This is a genomic window from Corynebacterium sp. UBA2622 (genome assembly GCF_002339505.1).
Lineage (GTDB): Bacteria > Actinomycetota > Actinomycetes > Mycobacteriales > Mycobacteriaceae > Corynebacterium.
Map to the genome: position 1 here is coordinate 154,089 of NZ_DDJO01000009.1, position 21,293 is coordinate 175,381.

The window sequence follows — 21,293 nt, forward strand, 5'->3', positions numbered from 1 at the left end:
TTCGCTGGGGTGAACGGGGACGGCGCGCGGCCGACTCCGACCAATATAGACCAAGCGGTCTAATTATCCAAGCGGGCCATGCCCTCGATTGCGTCCCAGATCTCCGCGGCCACCACGTGCTTGGAGCCGTCCGGAATCTCCGTGACGGAGCCGTCGCGCGCCACGAGCCAACCGCTGTTGCGCGCCTCGCCGAAGACCTTTCCGCCCGCGACGGAGTTGACCATGAGCAGGTCCGCGCCCTTGCGCTTGATCTTCGCCCTGCCGTACTCGAGGGGGTTGTCGGTCTCGGCCGCGAACCCCACGATGACCGCCTCGGTCTCCCCCGCATCCCGCTTCTCGACGAGCCCCCGCAACACGTCCGGGTTCTCCGTCAGGCGGATCGTGGAGAGGGCGTCATCGGATTCGCCCTTCTTGAGCTTGGAGGCCGCCTCGTTCTCCGGACGGAAGTCGGCCACCGCAGCGGACATGATGATCACGTCCGCCTCCCCCGCGCGCGCGTTCATCTTCTCCTGCATCTGGCGCGTGGAGCGGACCCGCACCACTTCGGCGCCGGCGGGCACGGGAAGGTCGTCGGTGGCGCCTGCGACCACGGTGACCTGCGCACCCTTGTGGGCGGCGAGGTCCGCGAGCGCGAGCCCCTGGCGGCCGGAGGACCGGTTGCCGATGTAGCGCACCGGGTCGATGTTCTCCTGCGTTCCCCCGGCGCTGATGAGCACGCTCTTGCCCTCGAGGGTGCGGGCCAGCGGGCCGTGGTCGGCGACGGTGCGCGCCATCTCCGCGATCGCCCCCGGCTCCATGAGTCGGCCGGGCCCGGTGTCGGTGCCCGTGAGCCGCCCGTGGGCGGGCTCGAGAACCGTCAGGCCTCGCTGACGAAGCGTGCGCACGTTCGCCTGGGTGGCCGGGTTGAGCCACATCTCCGTGTGCATGGCCGGGGCGAGAACCACCGGGCAGGTGGCCACGAGGATGGTCGCGGTGAGCAGGTCATCCGCCCGCCCCGCCGCGATGCGGGCAATGAGGTCCGCGGTGGCCGGGGCGATGACGATGAGGTCCGCCTCCTGCCCGATGCGCACGTGCTGCACCTCGTCAACGCGCGTGAACACACCGGTGTCGACCGGGTGGCCGGACAGCGCCTCGAAGGTGGCGGCACCCACGAAGCGCAGGGCGTTTTCGGTGGGCACCACGCGCACGCTGTCCCCGCGTTCCGTGAAGTCCCGCACCACGTGACACGCCTTGTAGGCGGCGATGCCGCCCGCGACCCCGACAACGACATTCCTGGGTTCACTCATGCCCGCCAAGTTTACGCACCGGGGGACGGCTCGTCGCATAGTCAAAGGCGCGCCGCCCGTTGCCGGGGGCGCGCCTCAATGAACGTCGTCAAGCCTCTACTGGCCTTCCTCGTGCTCGAGGAGGCCGGCCTGGATCTCGCGCAGGGCGATGGAGAGCGGCTTCTCGCCGACCTCCGGGGTGACGAGGGGGCCGATGAACTCGAAGACGCCCTCGTCCTGCTCCTGGTAGAAGCTGTTGATCTGGCGGGCGCGCTTCGCGGCGAAGATGACCAGGGCGTACTTGGAGGACACCTTGCTCAGCAGCTCGTCAATGGGCGGAGCCGTGATGCCCTCGGGGGTGTCGTAGACCATCTCCTCGGGCGCCTGGCTCGTCGACAGGTCGTTGGTTACGTTGCTCACTTGCACCTACTGTTTCTTGGGTTGTGTGCTCAAAAGGATATCGGCAATCTTCGCGACAGCCACCTCAACATCGTCGTTGACCACGACGTCATCGAATTCGCCCTGCGCCTCGAGCTCACCGCGGGCGGTTTCGAGTCGGCGCTGGATCACGTCCTCGGGCTCGGTGCCCCGGCCGGTGAGGCGCTCCACGAGAACCTCCCAGGAGGGCGGAGCGAGGAACACCGTGGAGGCCTCGGGCATGAGGCGCTTGATGTTCCGGGCCCCGACGAGGTCCACCTCGACGAGCACCGGGCGACCGGCGGCCATGGCCTCGCGGACCGGGCCCGCCGGGGTGCCGGAGCGCTGCAACCCACCGTGGATGTCCGCCCACTCGAGCATCTCCCCCGCGTCGATGCGGTTCTGGAAGTCCTCGGGGGAAACGAAGAAGTAGTCCTTGCCGTCGACCTCGCCCGGGCGGGGCTGGCGCGTCGTCATGGACACGGAGAAGTAGAGATCGGGAACATCGGTGCGCAGACGGTGGACGACTGTCGACTTGCCGACAGCGGAGGGTCCGGCCAGAACGACCAGTCTCCCCCGCCTCGTCACGTCCGGCACGGGCTTAAGCCTCGTCGAAGCCGAAGCGCTCGAGGAGCGCGCGGCGCTGGCGCTCACCGAGACCGCGCAGACGGCGGGTCTGGGCGATCTCCAGCTCCTCCATGATCTCGCGGGCCTTGACCTTGCCCACCTTCGGCATGGCCTCGAGGAGTGCGGAAACCTTGGTCTTGCCGATGATCTCGTCGGACTCGGCCTTGCCAAGAACGTCCTTGAGGGTGGTGTCCCCGCGCTTGAGGGATGCCTTCAGCTCGGCGCGCTGCTTGCGGGCCTCGGCAGCCTTGGCAAGTGCTTCCTTGCGCTGCTCGTCGGTCAACTGTGGAAGGGCCACGTTTCCTCCATTGGGTAGTAGTAAAAGTCTTCGGCCGGTGACCCGGCCGGTCTCAGCGGGCCGCTCCGGAACTCGCGCACGGCGAATTCCATCAGTGCAACTCACTGGCTCCGGCCAAGTGTAGCACCGGCTGGGGTGTTCCACGATATCCGCGGGCTGTGTTTTGCCACGTCATCGCGTTGACGCCAATAAATTACCAGGGATTTTGCGCCCGGGCGAATACTGCCCCGGCGCTAGCGGTGCCCGGCCAACCGCACCGCGCATCCGCGCAGCTCAGCAACGACCGGCCCGTGCGCCAGCACGCCGCGCGAGACGCTGGGGAACACCAGGTGGGACTGCTCACCTGCGATTGCGTCGACCTCGGCGAACGTTGCACCCTGAGCTCCCACGCCGGGCATGAGCACCGGAGCGTTGAGCCCGCTCAAATCCGGCGGCGCGGTGACGGTCGCGCCCACCACGACACCGACCTCGCCAATGCCCGCACCGCGGTTGTACGCCGCGCAGGCTTCGACCATCTGCTGGGCGATGCTCACGCCGTCGACCAGCTGCGACTGGAACCGCTCGGCCTCGGGGTTGGAGTTCGCCGCCATGACGAACACGCCCTTGCCGTGTTCGCGGGCCATGCCAATGGCCGGGTCGAGCGAGCCCACCCCGAGGAAGGGTGTGAGGGTCACCGCGTCGGCCTCGAGCGGGGACCCCGGCTCGAGCCAGGCGCGGGCGTAGCCCTCCATGGTGGAGCCGATGTCCCCGCGCTTGGCATCCGCAACGACGAGCGTGCCGGATTCGCGCAGGGCGCCCAGAGTTTCCTCGAGGACGGCGAAACCCCGCGAGCCGAAGCGCTCGAAGAACGCCACCTGGGGCTTGACCAGGGCGACGTGCCCGGCAAAGGCCTCGACGCAGATGCCCGAGAACTCGCGGAGCCCATCAACGTCGTCGCCGAGGCCCCACTTCCGCAGAAGGCCCGCGTGCGGGTCAATGCCCACGCACAGGCGACCGTACTTCTCCCCCGCCTCGACAAGGCGCTCACCGAAGCCCATCTAGCGGCCGCCCGCTGTGTGGTCGATCTCCTGCAGGCTGAGCACGGAAATCTCGTTGTCGCGGATGTCCTCGATGCCCTGCACCGCCGCGGCAACCCCCTGGACGGTGGTGATCAGCGGCACACCACTGGCTGCGGCCGCTGCGCGGATCTCGTAGCCGTCATGGCGCGCCCCGGAGGAGCCGGCCGGGGTGTTCAGGATCAGGTCCACGTCACCGTCGGTAATGCGCTCGACGATGGACTGCCCACCCGCACCCTCGCGCACCTCGGAGGCCTTGAGCACGACCTCGCAGTCGATGCCGTTGCGGCGCAGCATGGACGCCGTGCCCGCGGTGGCGAGCATGGTGAAGCCCATGGTGTACAGGCGCTGGATGGGCAGAATGAGTGAGCGCTTGTCGCGGTTGGCAACCGAGACGAAGACAGTGCCGCCCGAGGGCAGCTCGCCAAAGGCGGCCGCCTCGGCCTTCGCGTAGGCCTCGCCGAAGGACGCCGCCAGGCCCATCACCTCGCCGGTGGACTTCATCTCCGGGCCGAGGATGGTGTCCAGCACCGCGCCTTCCGGGGTGCGGAAGCGGGTGAAGGGCAGCACTGCCTCCTTCACCGCGATGGGGTGCTCGAGCGGCAGCGAACCACCGTCGTAGTCGGAGGGCAGCATGCCCTCGGCGCGCAGCTGCGCGATCGTCGCGCCCATAATGATCCGGGAGGCGGCCTTGGCCAGGTGCACGCCGGTGGCTTTGGAGACGAAGGGGACGGTGCGCGAGGCGCGCGGGTTGGCCTCGATGACGTAGAGGATGTCATCCTTCAGGGCGAACTGGACGTTCATCAGGCCCTTGACTCCGATCCCGTGGGCGAGAGCCTCCGCGCTTCGGCGCACGTTGGCGATGTCCTCCGGGCCAATGGTCATCGGCGGCAGGGCGCAAGCGGAGTCGCCCGAGTGGATGCCGGCCTCCTCGATGTGCTCCATGACACCACCGAGGTAGACCTCGTCACCGTCGCAGAGCACGTCCACGTCGATTTCGATGGCGGAGTCGAGGAAGCGGTCCACCAGGACCGGGTGATCGGGGCTGAGCTCGGTGGCGCGGTTGATGTAGTCCTCCAGGCTGGCCTCGTCGTAGACGATCTCCATGCCGCGCCCGCCGAGGACGTAGGAGGGGCGCACGAGAACCGGGTAGCCGATGCGGTCCGCCACATCGCGGGCCTCGGCGAAGGAGGTGGCGGTGCCGTACGCCGGGGCGGGCAGGTTCGCCGCCTCGAGAACCTTGCCGAATTCACCGCGGTCCTCCGCGAGGTCGATCGCCTCCGGGGAGGTGCCCACGACCGGCACGCCGGCGTCGGCAAGCTTCTGCGCCAGGCCCAGCGGGGTCTGGCCGCCCAGCTGGACGATCACCCCGGCGACCCGACCGGAGGCGGACTCCGCGCGGTAGACCTCCATGACATCCTCGAAAGTCAGGGGCTCGAAATAGAGGCGGTCGGCAGTGTCGTAGTCGGTGGAGACGGTCTCGGGGTTGCAGTTGACCATCACGGTCTCGTACCCCACGCGGGATAGCTCCAGTGCGGCGTGGACGCAGGAGTAGTCAAACTCGATGCCCTGCCCGATGCGGTTCGGCCCCGAGCCGAGGATGATCACCTTGTCCCTGCCGGTCTCGGCGATCTCAGACTCCGCGTCCGGGTCGAGTTCGTAGGCCGAGTAGTGGTACGGGGTCTGCGCCTCGAACTCGCCGGCGCAGGTGTCCACCGTCTTGAACACCGGGTGGACACCGAGGGAGCAGCGCAGCGAGCGCACCCCGTCCTCCCCGGCCAGCTCGGGGCGCAGCGCGGCGATCTGGGCGTCGGAAAGCCCGTAGACCTTCGCCTCGCGCAGGAGCGCCGCGTCAAGGACGGGGGCGGCCGAAAGCGTCTCGCGGAAGGCGACGAGGTCCGCGAGCTCGGCGAGGAACCAGGGGTCGATGCCGGAGGCCTCGTGGACCTGCTCGACGCTCGCACCCAGCCGCAGGGCCAGCTCGACGTCGTACATGCGCTTGTCCGTGGGGACCTTGAGGTCCTCGAGGACGGCGTCGAGGTCGGTGGCGCGCTCGCCGGCGAAGTACTCGTCGGGGCGGGTCCAGAAGCCGTTCGGCTTGTCCTCCATCGAGCGCATGACCTTGTTCAGGCCCTGGATGTAGTTGCGGCCGATGCCCATGGCCTCGCCGACGGCCTTCATGGAGGTGCCGAGGGTCTCGTCGGAGCCGGGGAACTTCTCGAAGGCGAAGCGCGGCATCTTGACGATGACGTAGTCGAGGGTGGGTTCGAAGGCCGCCGGGGTGACTCCGGTGATGTCGTTGGTGATCTCGTCGAGCGTGTAACCGATGGCGAGCTTGGAGGCGATCTTGGCGATCGGGAAGCCCGTCGCCTTCGACGCCAGGGCCGAGGAGCGCGACACGCGCGGGTTCATCTCGATGGTGATGATGCGCCCGTCGGCGGGGTTGACCGCGAACTGGATGTTGCACCCGCCGGTGTCCACCCCGACCTCGCGGATGATCGCGATGCCCTGGTCGCGCATGGTCTGGTACTCGCGGTCGGTCAGCGTCAGTGCGGGGGCGACCGTCACCGAATCACCTGTGTGCACGCCGAGGGCGTCGACGTTCTCGATGGAGGCGATGACCACGACGTTGTCGTCACCGTCGCGCATGAGCTCGAGCTCGAACTCCTTCCAACCGAGGATGGACTCCTCGATCAGGACGTTGGCCTCCGGCGAGGCCTCGAGCCCGCCGCCGGCGATGCGGTCGAGGTCCTCCATGGTGAAGGCCAGGCCGGAGCCGAGCCCGCCCATCGTGAACGACGGCCTGACGACGACCGGGAGACCGAGCTCGGCGACCGTCTCGTGGACCTCGTCCATGGTGTGGCAGACGCGGGAGCGAGCCGACTCGCCGCCGATCTTGGCCACGATGTCCTTGAACTTCTGCCGGTCCTCACCGCGCTCGATGGCATCGATGTTCGCGCCGATGAGCTCCACGTTGTGCTTGGCCAGGATGCCCTGCCGGTCGAGCTGGATTGCGGCGTTGAGCGCGGTCTGCCCGCCCAGGGTGGCCAGGATCGCGTCAACGGGGTGGCCCTGCTCCGCCTCGCGGGCGAGGATGCGGTCGATGTAGGCGGGCTCGATGGGCTCAACGTAGGTGTGGTCAGCGAACTCCGGGTCGGTCATGATGGTCGCCGGGTTGGAGTTGATCAGGGTGACCCGCAGGCCCTCCTCCTTGAGCACGCGGCACGCCTGGGTCCCGGAGTAGTCGAACTCGCAGGCCTGGCCGATGACGATGGGGCCGGAACCGATAACCAGGACGTGGTTGATGTCTTCTCTCTTCATGGTCTTCTTTCCTCTGCTGCTTCCTGGTTAATTCTTGTTCGGGCTGTGGTTGTCCATCAGCGCGATGAACTGGTCGAACAGCGGGTTCGCGTCGTGGGGGCCGGCGGCGGACTCCGGGTGGTACTGCACCGAATAGGCCATGCCGTCCTGCAGCGCCACGCCCTCGACGACACCGTCGTTGAGGCAGGTGTGGGTGACCACCGCGGGCCCGAAATCGGTGTCGAAGGTCTGCCCCGCCTCACCCTTCAGGGCGAATCCGTGGTTCTGGCTGGTGATGTCGATCTTGCCCGTCAGGTGGTTCTTCACCGGCACGTTGACGCCGCGGTGGCCGAACTTGAGCTTGTAGGTCTCCATGCCGAGGGCGCGACCGAGGATCTGGTTGCCGAAGCAGATGCCGAACAGCGGGATCTTGTTCTCGATGACCTCGCGGGTGACCGCCACCATCTCATCGGCAGTGGCCGGGTCACCCGGGCCGTTGGAGATGAAGACGCCGTCCGGGTTGTAGCGGGCGATCTCGGAGTACGGGGTGTTGGCGGGGACCACGACCGTTTCGATGCCGCGCCTGGCAAAGTGCCCGGGCGTCGCCGACTTGATGCCCATGTCGTAGGCCACGACGGTGTACTTCTTCCCGCCCTCGGCGGGGACGGTGTAGGGCGCGTCCACGGAGACCTCGCCGGCGAGATCCGCGCCGGCCATGTCGGGCTGCTCGTTGACCCGGGCCACGAGCTTGTCGACGTCCTCCTTCGCGGCCTCACCGGCGAAGATCCCTGCGGCGATGGAGCCGTAGTCCCGCAGGTGGCGCACGACGGTGCGGGTGTCGATGCCGTAGATGCCGGTGACTCCCTGAGCCGCCATCTCCTCCTCGAGGCTGCGCTCGGCGCGCCAGTTGGAGACGCGCTTGGCGAGGTCGCGGATGACCAGGCCGGCCACCCAGATGCGGTTGTCGTGGGACTCGTTGTCCTCGTCGTTCCAGCCGGTGTTGCCGATCTGCGGGGCGGTCATCACCACGATCTGGCGGTGGTAGGACGGGTCGGTCATCGTCTCCTGGTAGCCGGTCATGGCGGTGGTGAACACCGCCTCACCGAGCACCTCCCCCTCGCTGCCGAAGGAGTAGCCGGGGAAGACCTTGCCGTCGCCGAGAACGAGGACAGCGGGGATTTTCTGGTTGCTCATGTGTGGTCCTTACTTGCTCTCGATGCGGTGGGTGACGGTGCCGCGCAGCATGGTCAGCTCGACGCGGGCGGTGAAGTCCATCCCCTCGTAGGGGGTATTGGAGGCCTTGGAGGCCATCGACTCGCCGCGGGCGGTCCACGGCGAATCCGGGTTAACGAGGGTGAGGTTGGCGGGCTCCCCTTCCGCGATGGGCCGGCCCTGGTCGGCGAGACGGAGGATCTCCGCGGGGCGCTCGCTCATCACCCTGGCCACGAAGCGCCAGTCCGCCAGCCCGGGTTCGACGAAGACCCGGGAAACGACGGCCAGGGACGTTTCCAGGCCGAGCATTCCGGGCCTGGCGTTCTCGAACTCAACGCACTTGTCCTCTGAGCCGTGCGGCGCGTGGTCGGTGGCAACGACATCGACGGTGCCGTCGAGAAGCGCGTCACGGAGTGCCTCGGTGTCGGAGCGCTCGCGCAGCGGCGGGTTGACGCGGTAGTTGCCGTCGTAGGTCTCCAGTTTCTCGTCGGTGAGAAGCAGGTGGTGCGGGGTGACCTCGGCAGAGACGGCTATGCCCTGGTCCTTGGCCCAGCGCAGCAGCTCGACGGTGCCGCGGGTGGAGGCGTGGCAGACGTGCAGGCGCCCGCCGTAGTCGCGGGTCATGATGATGTCGCGGGCGACGATGGATTCCTCCGCCACGCGGGGCCATCCGCGCAGGCCCAACCGCGCCGCTGTCTCGCCCTCGTGGGCGCAGGCCCCGTCGGTCATGCGGTGGTCCTCGGCGTGCTGGGCCAGGAGGACGTCGTAGGCCCTGGCGTACTCGATCGCGCGGCGCATCAGCTGCGGGTCGTTGACGCACCTGCCGTCGTCGGAGAACATCCTCACGTGCGAGCGGCTCATGAGGCCGATCTCGCTGAGCTGCTCGCCACCGAGCCCCTGGGTGATGGAGCCGACCGGGTAGACATCGCAGGTGCCGTGGGCCTGCCCCTTCTCCCACACCGCCTCGGCGAGGAAGGGCTGGTCGATCACCGGCGAGGTGTTGGCCATGGTGAATACGGCGGTGAAGCCACCGCGGGCGGCGGCGTCAGAGCCGGTGGCGATGGTCTCGGTGTCCTCCCGGCCCGGCTCGCGCAGGTGGACGTGCATGTCCACAAGGCCCGGAAGGAGCACGTTGCCGCGGCCGTCAATGACCTCGGCGTCGTCGGCCGCCAGGTTGACGCCCATGCGGGTGATGACGCCGTCCTCGATGAGGACATCCACGGCGTCTCCGCCGTAGGGGCGGACGTTGGTCAGAAGTGTGGGAGCCATTAGTTTTCCTCTCCGGCAAGCAGGGTGAACAGCACGGCCATGCGGGTGTAGACACCGTTGGAGACCTGCTGGAGCACGGCCGTGTTGGCGCGGTCGGCCACGTTGAAGTTGATTTCCATGCCCCGCAGCATCGGGCCGGGGTGCATGATCACCGCGTCCCCGCCGAGGCGATCCGCGCGCTCGCGGCTCAGCCCGTACAGGGCGGCGTACTCGCGGTGCGACGGAAAGAACCCGCCGTTCATCCTCTCGGCCTGGACGCGCAGCATCATCACCACGTCGGCGCCGGGCAGCTCCGCGTCGAAGTCCGTGGAGCAGCGTGCCGGCCAGTTCTCCACGCCCCGGGGCAAAAGCGTGGGCGGGGCGACGAGGACGACCTCGGCGCCGAGGGCGGACAGGAGGTCCACGTTGGAGCGGGCGACGCGGGAGTGCAGGACGTCGCCGACGATGAGCACCTTGCGTCCGGCGACATCGCCGATTTTCTGGCGCATGGTGACGGCGTCGAGAAGCGCCTGCGTGGGGTGCTGATGCTGGCCGTCGCCCGCGTTGATGATGGACGTCTCGGGGAGCCACTGGGTGAGCAGCTTGGAGGCGCCGGAGGCCGGGTGGCGCATGATGACGGCGTCCCCGCCGATGGCGGCCAGGGTGGAGGCGGTGTCCTTGAGCGACTCGCCCTTCTTCACCGATGACGAGGAAGCGGAGATGTTGATCACGTCGGCGCTCATCCACTTGCCGGCCGTCTCGAAGGAGGCGCGGGTGCGGGTGGAATTCTCGTAGAAGAGGGTGAAGATGGTGCGTCCGCGCAGCGTGGGGAGCTTCTTGATGTCGCGGCCCTCGAGCGCTTCGCGGAAGCGGTCGGCCTCGTCCATGATGCCGACGATCTCCTCGCGGCTCAGGTCCTTGATGTCGATGAGGTGCTTCACTTCACGGCCTCCCGTGTCAGGGTGACGGCGTCGCGGTCGTCAAGCGGCGTGAGCGTGACCTCGACGTCCTCCCCCTTCGCCGTCGGGATGTTCTTGCCCACGTAGTCCGCCCGGATGGGCAGCTCGCGGTGGCCGCGGTCCACCAGGACCGCGAGCTGGATCGAGCGGGGTCGCCCGATGTCACGCAGCGAGTCAAGTGCCGCGCGGATGGTGCGCCCAGAGTAGAGGACGTCGTCGACGAGGATGACGACAGCTCCGTCAACGTCCTGGGGAACGTGTGTGGGCCGCAGGGCGCGATGCGGCTTGTCGCGCAGGTCGTCACGGTAGAGGGTGACGTCGAGGCTGCCCACGGGGACCTCGCGGCCGGAGAACTCGGCGACCGCGGCGGCGATCCGCTGTGCCAGTGGCACGCCGCCCGAGGGGATGCCCAGCAGGATGACCCGGGGCGCGTCCGCTGAGTCGAGCGCGGTCTTCTCGATGATCTGGTGTGCGATGCGTGCAACGGTGCGTGCGACGTCGTTTGCTGTCAGCAGCTCGATCGTCGCACCGCGATTCTCACTCATCGGACCTCCTTCCCCGCCTCTCTGTGCGGAATTTAAAGGATGTCGAATAGTTTGCATCTCTACAGTGGAGACTCCCACAAACTTTATCACCCGAGCGCCGCGAACGGAGCACACCATGGGCATCACCGCCACCCACACCGTCCCCGCCCCCGTCGACGAGGTCTGGCGCTGGCACACCCGCCCCGGCGCCGCCGCCAGGCTCACACCCCCGTTTCTCCCCATGAAGGTGTCCTCGCAGGCGCGATCACTGGCTGCCGGCACCACGACCTTCGACCTGCCCGCGGGCCAGACCTGGGTCGCCCGCCACGACCCCGAGGGATACGCCGAGGGCCGCCAATTCCGCGACGTTGTGGCCAACGCGCCGTTCACGTGGGCGACGCGGTGGCGCCACACCCACACCTTCCACCCTGCCGGTGACGGCAGCACCCAGATCACTGACTCCATCGAGGCCCGCGTACCCGCCCGGTTTCTGCGCCCCGCCCTCGCCTACCGCCAGAGCCAGCTCGCCGCCGACCTGGAATTCCTCTCCTCCCTTCCGCAGATTCGCCCGCTTACCGTCGCGGTGACGGGTTCGCGCGGGCTGGTGGGCACGGCGCTGTGCGCCCAGCTGGGCACCGCCGGCCACACCGTCGTCCCCCTCGTGCGCGGTGAACCCGGCCCGGGAGAGCGGCACTGGGACGTCGACTCCCCCGCCCCCGACCTTCTCAGCGGTATCGACGCCGTTGCCCACCTCGCTGGCGAGCCGATCATCGGCCGCTTCACCGATGCGAGGAAGCGCCGCATCGACGACTCGCGCGTGGGCCCCACCGCCGCGCTCGCCCGGTGCGCGGCCGACAACGGGGTGGCCGCCTTCGTCTCCGCCTCCGCCATCGGGTTCTACGGACCCGACGCCGGGGACCGCCCGCGCACCGAGGACGACTCCCGCGGCCCGGGTTTTCTCGCGGGCGTGTGCGAGCGCTGGGAGGAGGCCGCGCGCGTCGAGGGCGTGCGCACCGTCAACATTCGCACGGGCCTCGCCCTTTCCGGCGCAGGAGGCATCCTCCCCGTTCTGCGCGCCTCCGCCCGCGCCGGGCTCGGTGCCCGCTTCGGCCGGGGCAAGTTCCACATGTCCTGGATCGCAATCGACGATCTCACCGACATCTACGTCCGCGCGCTTGTCGACGCCTCCATCACCGGACCCGTCAACGCCACCGCGCCCCACCCCGTGACCAACGCCGAGATGTCCCGCGCCCTGGCGCGCACGCTTCGCCGGCCGGCGCCGTTGCCCATCCCCGAGGCGGGCCCGAGGATCCTTCTCGGGCGCGAGGCCGCCGGGGAGCTCGCCCTGGCGGACCAGTGGGTCGTGCCGGGCGGGATCACGCGGTTCCGCTACCCCACCCTGGGCCCGGCGCTCGCCCACGAGCTGGGGCGGGAGCGGCCCCGGGCCGGTGCCGGGGGCGGCCTGTAGAGTCGAGCGCGTGAGTGAAGAAACACAGCCACAGACCGACCCGGCCGGGGCCGGGAACCCGGAACGCAACGCCGTCAGGCCGGTGACCCTGGCCGCGGTGGCGGAGATCCTGGACGAGGAAAACCTGGAATATCGCATCGAAGACGGAATCCTCCGCACCGGATTCGCCAACGCGGCGATCGTTGTCGCTGTCGACAACGCCCGCGACGGCGACAACCTTGTCTTCGAGGCCGTCTGGCGCGGTGAGTTCCCCAGGGAGATGGCGTCGCAGGTGCTCTTCGCGTGCAACGAGCACAACCAGACCCACTTCGCGCCCACCCTGCGCTTCTTCGAGAAGGGCGGGGACCACCTGGCCGTCAGCGGCATACGGGCGATGGACATCTCCCACGGTGCGTCGTTCAACCAGCTCGGCGCCTTCGTGGTCAGTTCCATCGAGGCGACCCTTCAGGCCTTCGACTATCTCGCCGCCACGTTCCCCGCGCTGGTTACCTGGGAGGACCCGCACAATGAGCACTAACACCGTAACCATGGTCACCGTCGACCGCGTCATCGCCGCCATGGCGGGCCACGGCATCGAGCTTTCCGACGACCCCTCCGGACGCGTCGCCCGCTGCAACCTCAACGGGCTCAATGTCCTGTTTGTCCTGCTGGATTCGGTGCTCATCATCCGGGCGGACACCGAGACCGACACGGCCGCCGACACCCCGGACGCGACGCTTTACCTGGCGGCCAACCAGATCAACTCCACCATGCTCGGGGCGCGCGCGCTCGTGGTCAACCGGGCGGAGAACCTCGTCGTGCGCACCGAGGCGGAAGTGCCCGTGGGCGCGGGGCTGACCGGCGACCAGCTGGCGGCCGCGCTCAAATCATCCGTCGATGCCGTGATCGGCGGCCAGGATGCGATGAAGGCCCTGGCCGAGTCGATTACAGAGCAACGCGCCGCCGAGGGCATCTGACCCCGGGCGGCGCGTCCGCCGTCAGCTCTTTCCAGGCTTTCTACAGGCCCTCACCGGAGGGCGAGACCAGGATTTTTACTGCCGTCTCGTTGTGGTGGATGAGGGTGTCGAAGCCCTCGTCGATGAGCCCCTCGAGGCCGATCTTGCCGGTGATGAACGGCTCCAGATTGACCTTGCCGTCCGCGACCAGCTGGATCGTCGCGGGGTGGGAGTGCGCGTAGGCGATGGTGCCGCGCAGATCGATCTCCTTCATCACGACCTTGTGGATGTCCAGGTCGGCGTGCTTGGACCAGATGGAGACGATCACGATGACGCCGCCGGGGCGGACAGCCTCGAGGAGGGTGTCCAGCACAACCTGGACGGACGTGCACTCGAAGGCGACATCGGCACCCGCGCCGTCGGTGAGCTTGCGCACCTCCTCCACCACGTCCACCTCGGCCGGGCTGAGGGCGTAGTCCGCCACCCCGGAATCCAACGCCTTTTCACGGCGCAGCGGGGAAAGCTCGGACATCACCACGGTGGCACCGAAGGCCTTGAGCACCGCCGCGGTGAGAAGGCCGATCGGCCCCGCGCCGCCCACGAGGGCGACCTTGCCCTTCGCCGCCTCCTCGGAGGCGTATCCGGCGCGCTCGACGGCGTGGTAGCCCACGGAGAGCGGCTCGATGAGCGCCGCCTGGTCGAGCGGGATGGAATCCGGGATCTTGTGGATCCAGCGGCGCTTGACCACGATGTTCTCGGACAGCCCGCCGCCGTTCCCGGCCAGCCCGATGAAGTTCATGTCGTGCGACAGGTGGTAGAAGCGGTTGTTCTCGCTGGTGTCCACGTCATCGCCGATGATGTAGGGCTCGACCACGACGTGATCGCCGACCTTGAGGTCCTCGACCCCCTCGCCGACCTCCTCGATCACACCCGACATCTCGTGTCCGAGGGTGACGGGGGCATCCTCCCCGGTAATCGGGTGCGGCTGGCCCTTCGGGGGCACGAAGATCGGTCCCTCCTCGAACTCGTGGAGGTCGGTGCCGCAAATGCCGCACCACGCCACCTTGACGCGGGCCGTGCCCGGTGCGAGCTCCTGGGGTTCGATGTCCTCGATCCGAATGTCTTCGCGGTCGTAGTAGCGTGCTGCTTTCACGGTTGTCTCCTCCTACGGAAAATCGGGATCCGCTGACACAACCGAGTCTAGCTATTTTGCCCCGCTCAGGACCGGCCGAGCTCGTGGCCCAGCGCCTCGAGCTCCCCGCCGCCGGCCATCTGCCGCGTCAACTCGTCGAGGGTCACCTCGCTGCGTGGCGCGTCGAGCTCCTGGCGCCCGAGCTTGAGAATGGTGAAGTGGTCGCCCACCAGGTAGGCGTGGTGCGGGTTGTGCGTGACCAGCACCACCGCGATGCCGCGGTCGCGGGCCCTGGTGATGAACTTCAGCACCACCCCGGACTGCTTGACGCCCAGGGCGGCCGTGGGCTCGTCGAGGACGATGACGCGAGCCCCGAAGTAGACGGCGCGGGCGATTGCCACGACCTGGCGCTGGCCCCCCGAGAGGTTGCCCGCCTCGACGTCGACATCGGGGATCTCGATACCCATCTCGCGAAGCTGGCGAGCGCAGATCTCCTTCATCTCGGCCTCCTTCAGGCTGCCGAGGAAACCGGTGATCTCCTGCCCGAGGAAAAAGTTGCGCCACACGCTCAGGTCATCGATGATCGCCAGGTTCTGGTAGACCGTGGCCACGCCCCTGTCGATGGCGTCGCGGGGGGATGTGAGGTGCGCCGGCTCGCCGTCGACAAGCATTTCGCCGCTGGTCTGCGGGTGCAGGCCGGCGAGGATCTTGATCAGGGTGGACTTGCCCGCGCCGTTGTCGCCGAGGACGCAGGTCACCTCCCCCTCGCGGACGGTGAGGTTGACGCCGCGCAGCGCGTCGAAGCTGCCGTAGGACTTGGTGATGTCGCGCAGTTCAATGATCGCCATGTCTGCCCCTACCTGTTCTTTGTGTATGTGGCGAAGGACGTGTTGGTGAATACCGCGAAGAGCAGCATGGCGCCGAGGAAGAACTTGAACCAGTCGGGGTTCCAGCCCGCGTAGACGATGCCCTGGTTGGTCATGCCGAAGATGAGCGCGCCGATGGCCGTGCCCACCGCGGTGCCGCGCCCGCCGGTGAGGGCGCAGCCGCCGATGACGGCCGCGATGATGTAGAGGAACTCGTTGCCCACGCCCTGGCCCGCCTGGATGGAGTCGAAGGCGAAGAGGGTGTGCATGCCCACGAACCACGCGGCGAAGCCGACGAGCATGAAGAGGACAACCTTCACGCGGCCCACCGGCACGCCGACGGCGCGGGCGGCGTCCTTGTCCCCACCCGCGGCGAAGATCCAGTTGCCGAACCTTGTGCGGAAGAGCACGTAGGAGGCGAGGGCGACGAAGAAGAGCCACCACACGACGGTGACGCTGATGTTGATCCCGCCGACCTGGAAGGACCCGGCAAAGAACGCCCTGGCGGAATCGAAGCCCTCCATGTCCGCGATGGACGGGGTGGCCACCTGCTTGGTCACCAGCTTGGTCACCGCAAGGTTCAGACCCTGAAGCATGAGGAAGGCCGCGAGAGTGATGAGGAAGCTGGCGATCCCGGTGCGGGTGACCAGGAGCCCGTTAAGGGCGCCGATGCTCAGCGAGATCAGCAGCGCGAGCCCCGCGCCCACCCAGACGTTGAGGTGGAGGTTGTAGTTGAGCATCGACGCCACGAGCGCGGCGGTGGTCACCGCGACGCCCGAGGAGAGGTCGAACTCGTCGCCAATCATGAGCAGACCCACGGCGAGGGCGACGATGCCCAGAGTGGAGCTTGCGTAGAGGATCGTCGCCATCGCCTCGAACGAGCGGAACGCCGGGGCGACGGCGAGAAATAGCGCGAGGATCGCGAGGAAGCCCAGCAGGCTCGCGAGCTCGGGGCGGCGGATCATCTTGGCGACGCCCGCCCTAGTGCGCAGGCGATCCTCGGGCGCGGTGTCCTGCGGCGACACCCGGGCGGAGGCGGGGCCCGATGCCGCCGGCACCACGGTCGAGCCGCCGTCCGCTCCTCCGCCGACGTTCGCGCCGGATGCGCCGGGCGTGCCAGGTAAAGCCGAGCTCATCGCAGGCCCGCCTTGGCGGCCTCGGAGATCTTCTCCACGTTGGAGGCGTCGATGAAGCTTGGTCCCGTGAAGACGGGCTCACCGCCGCCGAGGGTGCCACCGTTGCGCTTGGCCACCCAGAGGGAGTCCACCGCGAGGTAGCCCTGGAGGTAGGGCTGCTGGTCGACGGCCCACTTCACGCGGCCGTCGGAAATCGCTCCCACCAGCTCGGAGTTGGTGTCGAAGGTGACGATCTCCGCCTTCGACCCCGCCTGCTTGACGGACTCGACCGCGCGCATGGCCACCGGTGCCTGCAGCGCGAAGACCGTGTCGAAGCCGGGGTCCTGCGACAGCTTGGAGTTCATGGTCGCCTGAGCCGACGTCAGGTCCTGGCCGTTGACGTAGAGCAGCTCGACCTTGCCGGCATCGCCCAAGCCCTTCTGCACACCCGCACAGCGCTCCTCCTGGGAGGAGTTGCCCTGCTCGTGGATGACGCAGAGGACCTTCGACTTGCCCTCGCTCTTCAGCCGCTGGCCGGCGGTCGTTCCCGCCACCGTCTCGTCCTGGCCGAAGAAGCCCGTCATGCCGTACTTGGTGTATTCCTTCATGCCGGCGTTCAGGCCCACCGTGGGGATGCCGGCATCCACCGCCTTCTGGGCGGCGGGCCCGATGGCCTCGGCATTGGGCATGGTCACCGCAATGCCGTCAACACCGGAGTCCACCGCGGAGCGCACCAGGTTGGCCTGGTTGGGTGCCTGGGGGTCGGAGGAGTAGCGCAGCTCGATGTTGTCCTTCTTTGCCGCGTCCTCCGCGCCCTTGCGCACGAGATCCCAGTACGTGTCGCCCGGGGCGCCGTGGGTGACCATGGAGACAACGTAGCGGGGTGTGTCGACCCCGCCCGCGGTCGTCCCACCCTCCCCGGTGCGTGGCGCGCCGCCCGTCGAGGAGCAGGCGGCGAGGATGGACGCGGTGGCGGCGGCCACCGTGAGCTTCAGGAAACGAGGGATCTTCTTCACGGGGATGATAGTGGATCACCGCGTTTGCGCACGTCAAACGGCGCACCGACCCACTGAACCGATACAGAAGGGATGAGCAGCGCCTTCTGCCCGGCCGGGCCTACCCCCGCCGGGCGGGGGGCGGCTAGGAGTTCTTGAGGCGCTCGAGCTCCTTTTCGGCGTCGAACTCCCTTTCGGGCCACTCGAGGTTGAGGGAAGTCAGGGCGTCGTAAAGCAGCGTCTTGACCACCGTGCGGCAGTACTCCTTGTTGTCGGAGGGCACGCAGTACCACGGCGCGTCATCGGTGGAGGTGCGGGTCATCGCGATCTGGTAGGCGGCCATGTACTGGGACCAGAGCTTGCGGTCGTCGATGTCGCCCGGGTTGTACTTCCAGTGCTTGTCCGGGTTTTCGATGCGCTCGCGGAGGTTCTCCTCCTGGAACTCACGGGAGATGTGCGGCATCACTTTGATGATGCGCGTGCCCCGCTTGGCCAGATCCTCCTCGAACTCGACGATGGCGCCGTAGCGGCGCTCGATCTCCTCCGGCGGGGCCATCTGTTTGACGCGCTGCGCCAGGACGTCCTCGTAGTGGGAACGGTCGAAGACCGCAATCTGGCCGGGTGCGGGCAGGTGCGGCTGGAAACGCCAGAGGAAGTCGTGGCTCGCCTCCTCCTCGGTCGGCCGGCCGAAGGCCTGGATGTGCACTCCCTGGACATCCATCACGGAGCCCACGACGTGTTTGATGATGCCACCCTTGCCGGAGGTGTCCATGCCCTGGAGGACGAGCAGGACGGACCCGGCATCCTTGTTGCCCGCGCGGCCGTTGGCGTAGAGGCACTCCTGCAGCTTCTCCAGGTCCTTGTCGTAGTGGTGGAAGGCCTTGTCCAGGTCGTCCTTGTCGGCGTCGTCGGGAATGCCGGGGGTTGAGGAGGGATCCACGTCGGCGATCTCGAAATTCGGGCCGACCCTGAGCTTCTTGGCCTCTTCGACGGTGACTTTCGCCATGGTGCGCTCCTTGCGTGGTATGTCTTCGGTCCGTTCCCACCCGCGCGGGCGGGAATGAAAAAAGTACCCACTGCCAGGTGGGTACTTCTCATGGTAACTACGGGCGGGTGCCGCCCTCCGGGAACCCGGTCGCGGGCTCGGCGACGATCTCCCCGAGGACCGGGGCTTCGGCACCGGTGTCCGCCTCCCGGACTGTCTCCCCGGGGGTCTCCGTACCCGGCCCGGCGGGTTCGGCGGGCGCTTCCGTGCCCGGGCGCTCCACCCCGGCTGCGGCAGGCGCATTCGCCGCGTTCCACTGGATGATGTCGTCCAGCACGGCGTGAATGTACGGCGGCGCGGCGTTGTCCCCGTATTCCGTGGCCATCTCCAGGGCGTTGGCGATGGAGATGGGCGGGTCCACCTCGTCGTTGAAGAGGATCTCCCACGTGGCCACGCGGAGGATCTGGCGGTCGACGGCCGGCAGGCGGTCCATCTCCCAGTCCTCCGCGAGGAAGCGCTCGATGGCGTCGTCGATGTCGTCGAGCTTCTCCGCCGCGCCGACGATGATCTCGCGGGTGTAGTCCGCCACCGGGGCGACGGCGTTCTGCGGGTCCCTGGACAGCTCGGCGCGGTCATCGACAATCGCCACCGGGTCCATGTCGCGCGTCTCCGCCTCGAAGAGGATGTCCACGGCGCGCCGGCGGGCGCGGTAGCGCGCGCCGTGTCGCTTGTAGTCAGGCATCAGTTGTTGACGCGGGAGAGGTACTCACCGGTGCGGGTATCCACCTTGACCACGTTGCCGGTCTCCAGGAAGAGCGGGACCTGGATCTCGGCTCCGGTCTCGAGGGTGGCGGGCTTGGTGCCGCCGGTGGAGCGGTCGCCCTGCAGGCCGGGCTCGGTGTGCTCGATCTTCAGGTCGACGGAGATCGGGAGCTCGGCAAAGAGGGCATCACCCTCGTGGAAGGAAACCTGCACGCGCATGTTCTCCAGCAGGAAGCGCGCGGCGGAACCGAACTTTTCGGCGGGCAACTCGAACTGCTCGTAGGTCTTGTCGTCCATCACGACGTAGTTGGTGCCGTCGTTGTAGAGGTAGGTCATGTCGCGGCGGTCCACCGTGGCGGTCTCCACCTTCACACCCGCGTTCCAGGTCTTGTCCACCGTCTTGCCGGAGACGACGTCCTTGAGCTTGGTGCGCACGAATGCGGGACCCTTACCCGGCTTCACATGCTGGAACTCCGTGATCTGCTGAAGCTTCCCATCGACCTTCAGCACCAGGCCGTTCTTGAAATCAGCGGTAGTTGCCACTGGGTACCTTCCTTCTAGGTAGACGAACGAGTGCAAACAGAATAATCCTACATCACAGGATGACGAGCTCTTTCGGCCACTCAGTAATGACGCGCGGCGCCCCCGCGGTGATGATAAGCGTGTCCTCGATGCGCACCCCGCCCCTGCCGGGGACGTAGATGCCGGGTTCGATCGTCAACGTCATGTTCTCGGCCAGCGTGCCCGTGCCCGTCCTTGCAGCGGAGGGCGCCTCGTGCACCTCCAGGCCGATGCCGTGACCGGTGGAGTGGACGAAGTACTCCCCGTAACCGGCTGCCTCGATGACATCGCGGCACGCCTTGTCGACGTCCACGAGATCCGCCCCGGGCACCGCCGCCGCCACGCCGGCCAGCTGCGCCTCCAGGACGATCTGGTAGATCTCCCGGGAGAAGTCGTCCGGCTCACCAATAGCGAAGGTGCGGGTCATGTCGGAGTTGAATCCCTCCCGATGTGCCCCGAAGTCGATGGTGACCAGGTCGCCCTCGGCGATCGTTCGCTCCCCCGCCCCGTAATGCGGGAGCGCCGAGTTCGGCCCGGAGGCGACGATGGTGTCGAAGCTGACACGCTCGGACCCGAGCTGGCGCATCCGGTACTCCAGGTCGGCGGCGACCTCGCGCTCAGTGCGTCCCGCGCGAAGCTCCCCTGCCTTCACCAGCGAGTCGAGGGCACGGACGCCGATTTCGGCCACTTCCGCCAGCTTTGCCAGCTCAACCTCGTCCTTGACCAGGCGGATCTGCTCGATCACACCGCTGACGGGAACCAGGGTAACCCCGTCGGGGCACGCCTTTTCCAAGGCCTTCAGCTGGTTGACGCTGACGTAATCCGCCTCGTAACCGACCCGGTGCCCCTCCGCCACGGTTCCGAGCAGCGCGGGAGCGACGTCCCGGATGATGGTGGCCTCGATGTCGGGCACCTCACGGGCGACCTGGGAGAGGTACCGTCCGTCCGTGGCGATGGCGGCGGAGCGGTCCTTCGACACCAGCAGCGCGCCGTTGGATCCGGAGAACCCGGAGAGGTAGCGCACGTGCACGAGGTTGGTCACCAGCATGTCGTCCACGCGTTGTCCCGCGAGCTCGCTCGCGAGCTTCCTGCGGCGGGTTTCAAATCGAGTGTCAGCCATTCCCATTGTTCCTCCTGCTCCTCCCGGCGAAAAATTCAAGTGCGAGTTCGTATCCATCGACCCCGAGCCCCGCGATGACACCCACAGCGATGGGCGACAGGTACGAGTGGCGGCGGAACTCCTCGCGGGCGTGCACGTTGGAGATGTGCACCTCCACGAACCCGGGCCCGTCGGCGACCTCCGCCAGCGCGTCCCTCAGCGCCACCGAGGTGTGGGTGAACCCGCCAGGGTTGATCACCACCGCCCAGCCACCGTCGGCGGCCTCGTGGACCCACTCGATGAGCTCGCCCTCGTGGTTCGACTGGCGGCATTCCAGGTCCAGCCCGAGCTGCGCCGAGCGGTCCGCAAGGCGCTTCTCGACGTCCCCCAGCGTCACCGCGCCGTAGATGTCCGGCTGCCGCTTGCCCAGCCTGTCCAGGTTGGGCCCGTTGAGCACCAGCACCCTCACC

At 67.9% G+C, this 21,293-nt stretch carries 22 protein-coding genes; 3 read left to right on the forward strand and 19 right to left on the reverse strand.

The window, feature by feature from the left end; genetic code table 11:
• Positions 1-59: 59 nt before the first annotated feature.
• The 10 genes from coaBC to pyrR all read right to left on the reverse strand — a co-directional run bounded on the left by coaBC (position 60) and on the right by pyrR (position 10,926).
• Positions 60-1,286 (reverse strand): bifunctional phosphopantothenoylcysteine decarboxylase/phosphopantothenate--cysteine ligase CoaBC, encoded by a 1,227-nt coding sequence (gene coaBC / locus B3611_RS03360; RefSeq protein WP_291313657.1) that lies wholly within the window; start codon positions 1,284-1,286, stop codon positions 60-62.
• A gap of 96 nt (positions 1,287-1,382) precedes the next feature.
• Entirely contained in the window at positions 1,383-1,685 is a 303-nt protein-coding gene (rpoZ, locus tag B3611_RS03365) for a DNA-directed RNA polymerase subunit omega (protein ID WP_291313658.1), read from the reverse strand.
• A 6-nt stretch (positions 1,686-1,691) separates the two neighbouring features.
• Positions 1,692-2,279 (reverse strand): guanylate kinase, encoded by a 588-nt coding sequence (gene gmk / locus B3611_RS03370; RefSeq protein WP_291313659.1) that lies wholly within the window; start codon positions 2,277-2,279, stop codon positions 1,692-1,694.
• Between the two features lie 4 nt (positions 2,280-2,283).
• Positions 2,284-2,607 carry an integration host factor, actinobacterial type gene (gene mihF, locus B3611_RS03375; protein WP_291313660.1) on the reverse strand — a complete coding sequence of 108 codons (324 nt, stop codon included), beginning with the start codon at positions 2,605-2,607 and terminating at the stop codon, positions 2,284-2,286.
• Positions 2,608-2,840: 233 nt separating this feature from the next.
• Positions 2,841-3,644, reverse strand: coding sequence for an orotidine-5'-phosphate decarboxylase (pyrF, locus tag B3611_RS03380; protein WP_291313661.1), 804 nt, complete (start codon positions 3,642-3,644; stop codon positions 2,841-2,843).
• On the reverse strand, positions 3,645-6,983 hold the full coding sequence (carB, locus tag B3611_RS03385) for a carbamoyl-phosphate synthase large subunit (RefSeq protein WP_291313662.1): 3,339 nt from the start codon (positions 6,981-6,983) through the stop codon (positions 3,645-3,647).
• Positions 6,984-7,010: 27 nt separating this feature from the next.
• Positions 7,011-8,156, reverse strand: a complete 1,146-nt coding sequence (carA, locus tag B3611_RS03390; RefSeq protein ID WP_291313663.1) for a glutamine-hydrolyzing carbamoyl-phosphate synthase small subunit — start codon at positions 8,154-8,156, stop codon at positions 7,011-7,013.
• 9 nt (positions 8,157-8,165) lie between these two features.
• Positions 8,166-9,443 carry a dihydroorotase gene (locus B3611_RS03395; protein WP_291313664.1) on the reverse strand — a complete coding sequence of 426 codons (1,278 nt, stop codon included), beginning with the start codon at positions 9,441-9,443 and terminating at the stop codon, positions 8,166-8,168.
• Complete coding sequence (locus tag B3611_RS03400) at positions 9,443-10,363, reverse strand: aspartate carbamoyltransferase catalytic subunit (protein WP_291313665.1); 921 nt, start codon at positions 10,361-10,363, stop codon at positions 9,443-9,445. The genes B3611_RS03395 and B3611_RS03400 overlap by 1 nt, the downstream gene beginning before the upstream one ends.
• Positions 10,360-10,926 (reverse strand): bifunctional pyr operon transcriptional regulator/uracil phosphoribosyltransferase PyrR, encoded by a 567-nt coding sequence (gene pyrR / locus B3611_RS03405; RefSeq protein WP_291313666.1) that lies wholly within the window; start codon positions 10,924-10,926, stop codon positions 10,360-10,362. The genes B3611_RS03400 and pyrR overlap by 4 nt, the downstream gene beginning before the upstream one ends.
• A gap of 115 nt (positions 10,927-11,041) precedes the next feature.
• On the opposite strand from pyrR, the gene B3611_RS03410 reads away from it, so the two are divergent.
• From B3611_RS03410 to B3611_RS03420, 3 genes are read left to right on the forward strand one after another with little or no spacing between them, the layout of a single operon-like run.
• On the forward strand, positions 11,042-12,373 hold the full coding sequence (locus B3611_RS03410) for a TIGR01777 family oxidoreductase (RefSeq protein ID WP_291313667.1): 1,332 nt from the start codon (positions 11,042-11,044) through the stop codon (positions 12,371-12,373).
• Between the two features lie 10 nt (positions 12,374-12,383).
• On the forward strand, positions 12,384-12,890 hold the full coding sequence (locus B3611_RS03415) for a YbjN domain-containing protein (protein ID WP_349676571.1): 507 nt from the start codon (positions 12,384-12,386) through the stop codon (positions 12,888-12,890).
• Positions 12,880-13,329 (forward strand): YbjN domain-containing protein, encoded by a 450-nt coding sequence (locus tag B3611_RS03420; RefSeq protein ID WP_291313668.1) that lies wholly within the window; start codon positions 12,880-12,882, stop codon positions 13,327-13,329. Before B3611_RS03415 ends, B3611_RS03420 begins: the two co-directional genes overlap by 11 nt.
• Before the next feature lie 40 nt (positions 13,330-13,369).
• Here B3611_RS03420 and B3611_RS03425 read toward each other — a convergent pair whose 3' ends face one another.
• The 9 genes from B3611_RS03425 to aroQ form a co-directional block, all read right to left on the reverse strand.
• Positions 13,370-14,461 carry a 2,3-butanediol dehydrogenase gene (locus tag B3611_RS03425; RefSeq protein ID WP_291313669.1) on the reverse strand — a complete coding sequence of 364 codons (1,092 nt, stop codon included), beginning with the start codon at positions 14,459-14,461 and terminating at the stop codon, positions 13,370-13,372.
• Between the two features lie 65 nt (positions 14,462-14,526).
• On the reverse strand, positions 14,527-15,288 hold the full coding sequence (locus tag B3611_RS03430; RefSeq protein WP_291313670.1) for an ATP-binding cassette domain-containing protein: 762 nt from the start codon (positions 15,286-15,288) through the stop codon (positions 14,527-14,529).
• Positions 15,289-15,296: 8 nt separating this feature from the next.
• Positions 15,297-16,271, reverse strand: coding sequence for an ABC transporter permease (locus B3611_RS03435; protein WP_291313807.1), 975 nt, complete (start codon positions 16,269-16,271; stop codon positions 15,297-15,299).
• A 167-nt stretch (positions 16,272-16,438) separates the two neighbouring features.
• On the reverse strand, positions 16,439-17,437 hold the full coding sequence (locus tag B3611_RS03440) for a substrate-binding domain-containing protein (RefSeq protein WP_291313671.1): 999 nt from the start codon (positions 17,435-17,437) through the stop codon (positions 16,439-16,441).
• A gap of 124 nt (positions 17,438-17,561) precedes the next feature.
• On the reverse strand, positions 17,562-18,422 hold the full coding sequence (locus B3611_RS03445) for a PPK2 family polyphosphate kinase (RefSeq protein ID WP_291313672.1): 861 nt from the start codon (positions 18,420-18,422) through the stop codon (positions 17,562-17,564).
• A gap of 97 nt (positions 18,423-18,519) precedes the next feature.
• Complete coding sequence (nusB, locus tag B3611_RS03450; RefSeq protein WP_291313673.1) at positions 18,520-19,143, reverse strand: transcription antitermination factor NusB; 624 nt, start codon at positions 19,141-19,143, stop codon at positions 18,520-18,522.
• Positions 19,143-19,706, reverse strand: a complete 564-nt coding sequence (efp, locus tag B3611_RS03455) for an elongation factor P (protein ID WP_291313674.1) — start codon at positions 19,704-19,706, stop codon at positions 19,143-19,145. The genes nusB and efp overlap by 1 nt, the downstream gene beginning before the upstream one ends.
• A gap of 52 nt (positions 19,707-19,758) precedes the next feature.
• Positions 19,759-20,850, reverse strand: coding sequence for a M24 family metallopeptidase (locus tag B3611_RS03460; RefSeq protein WP_291313675.1), 1,092 nt, complete (start codon positions 20,848-20,850; stop codon positions 19,759-19,761).
• The gene (gene aroQ / locus B3611_RS03465) at positions 20,837-21,292 is read right to left on the reverse strand and encodes a type II 3-dehydroquinate dehydratase (RefSeq protein ID WP_291313676.1); all 456 of its coding nucleotides are present in this window, start codon (positions 21,290-21,292) and stop codon (positions 20,837-20,839) included. Before aroQ ends, B3611_RS03460 begins: the two co-directional genes overlap by 14 nt.
• Position 21,293: the final 1 nt, after the last annotated feature.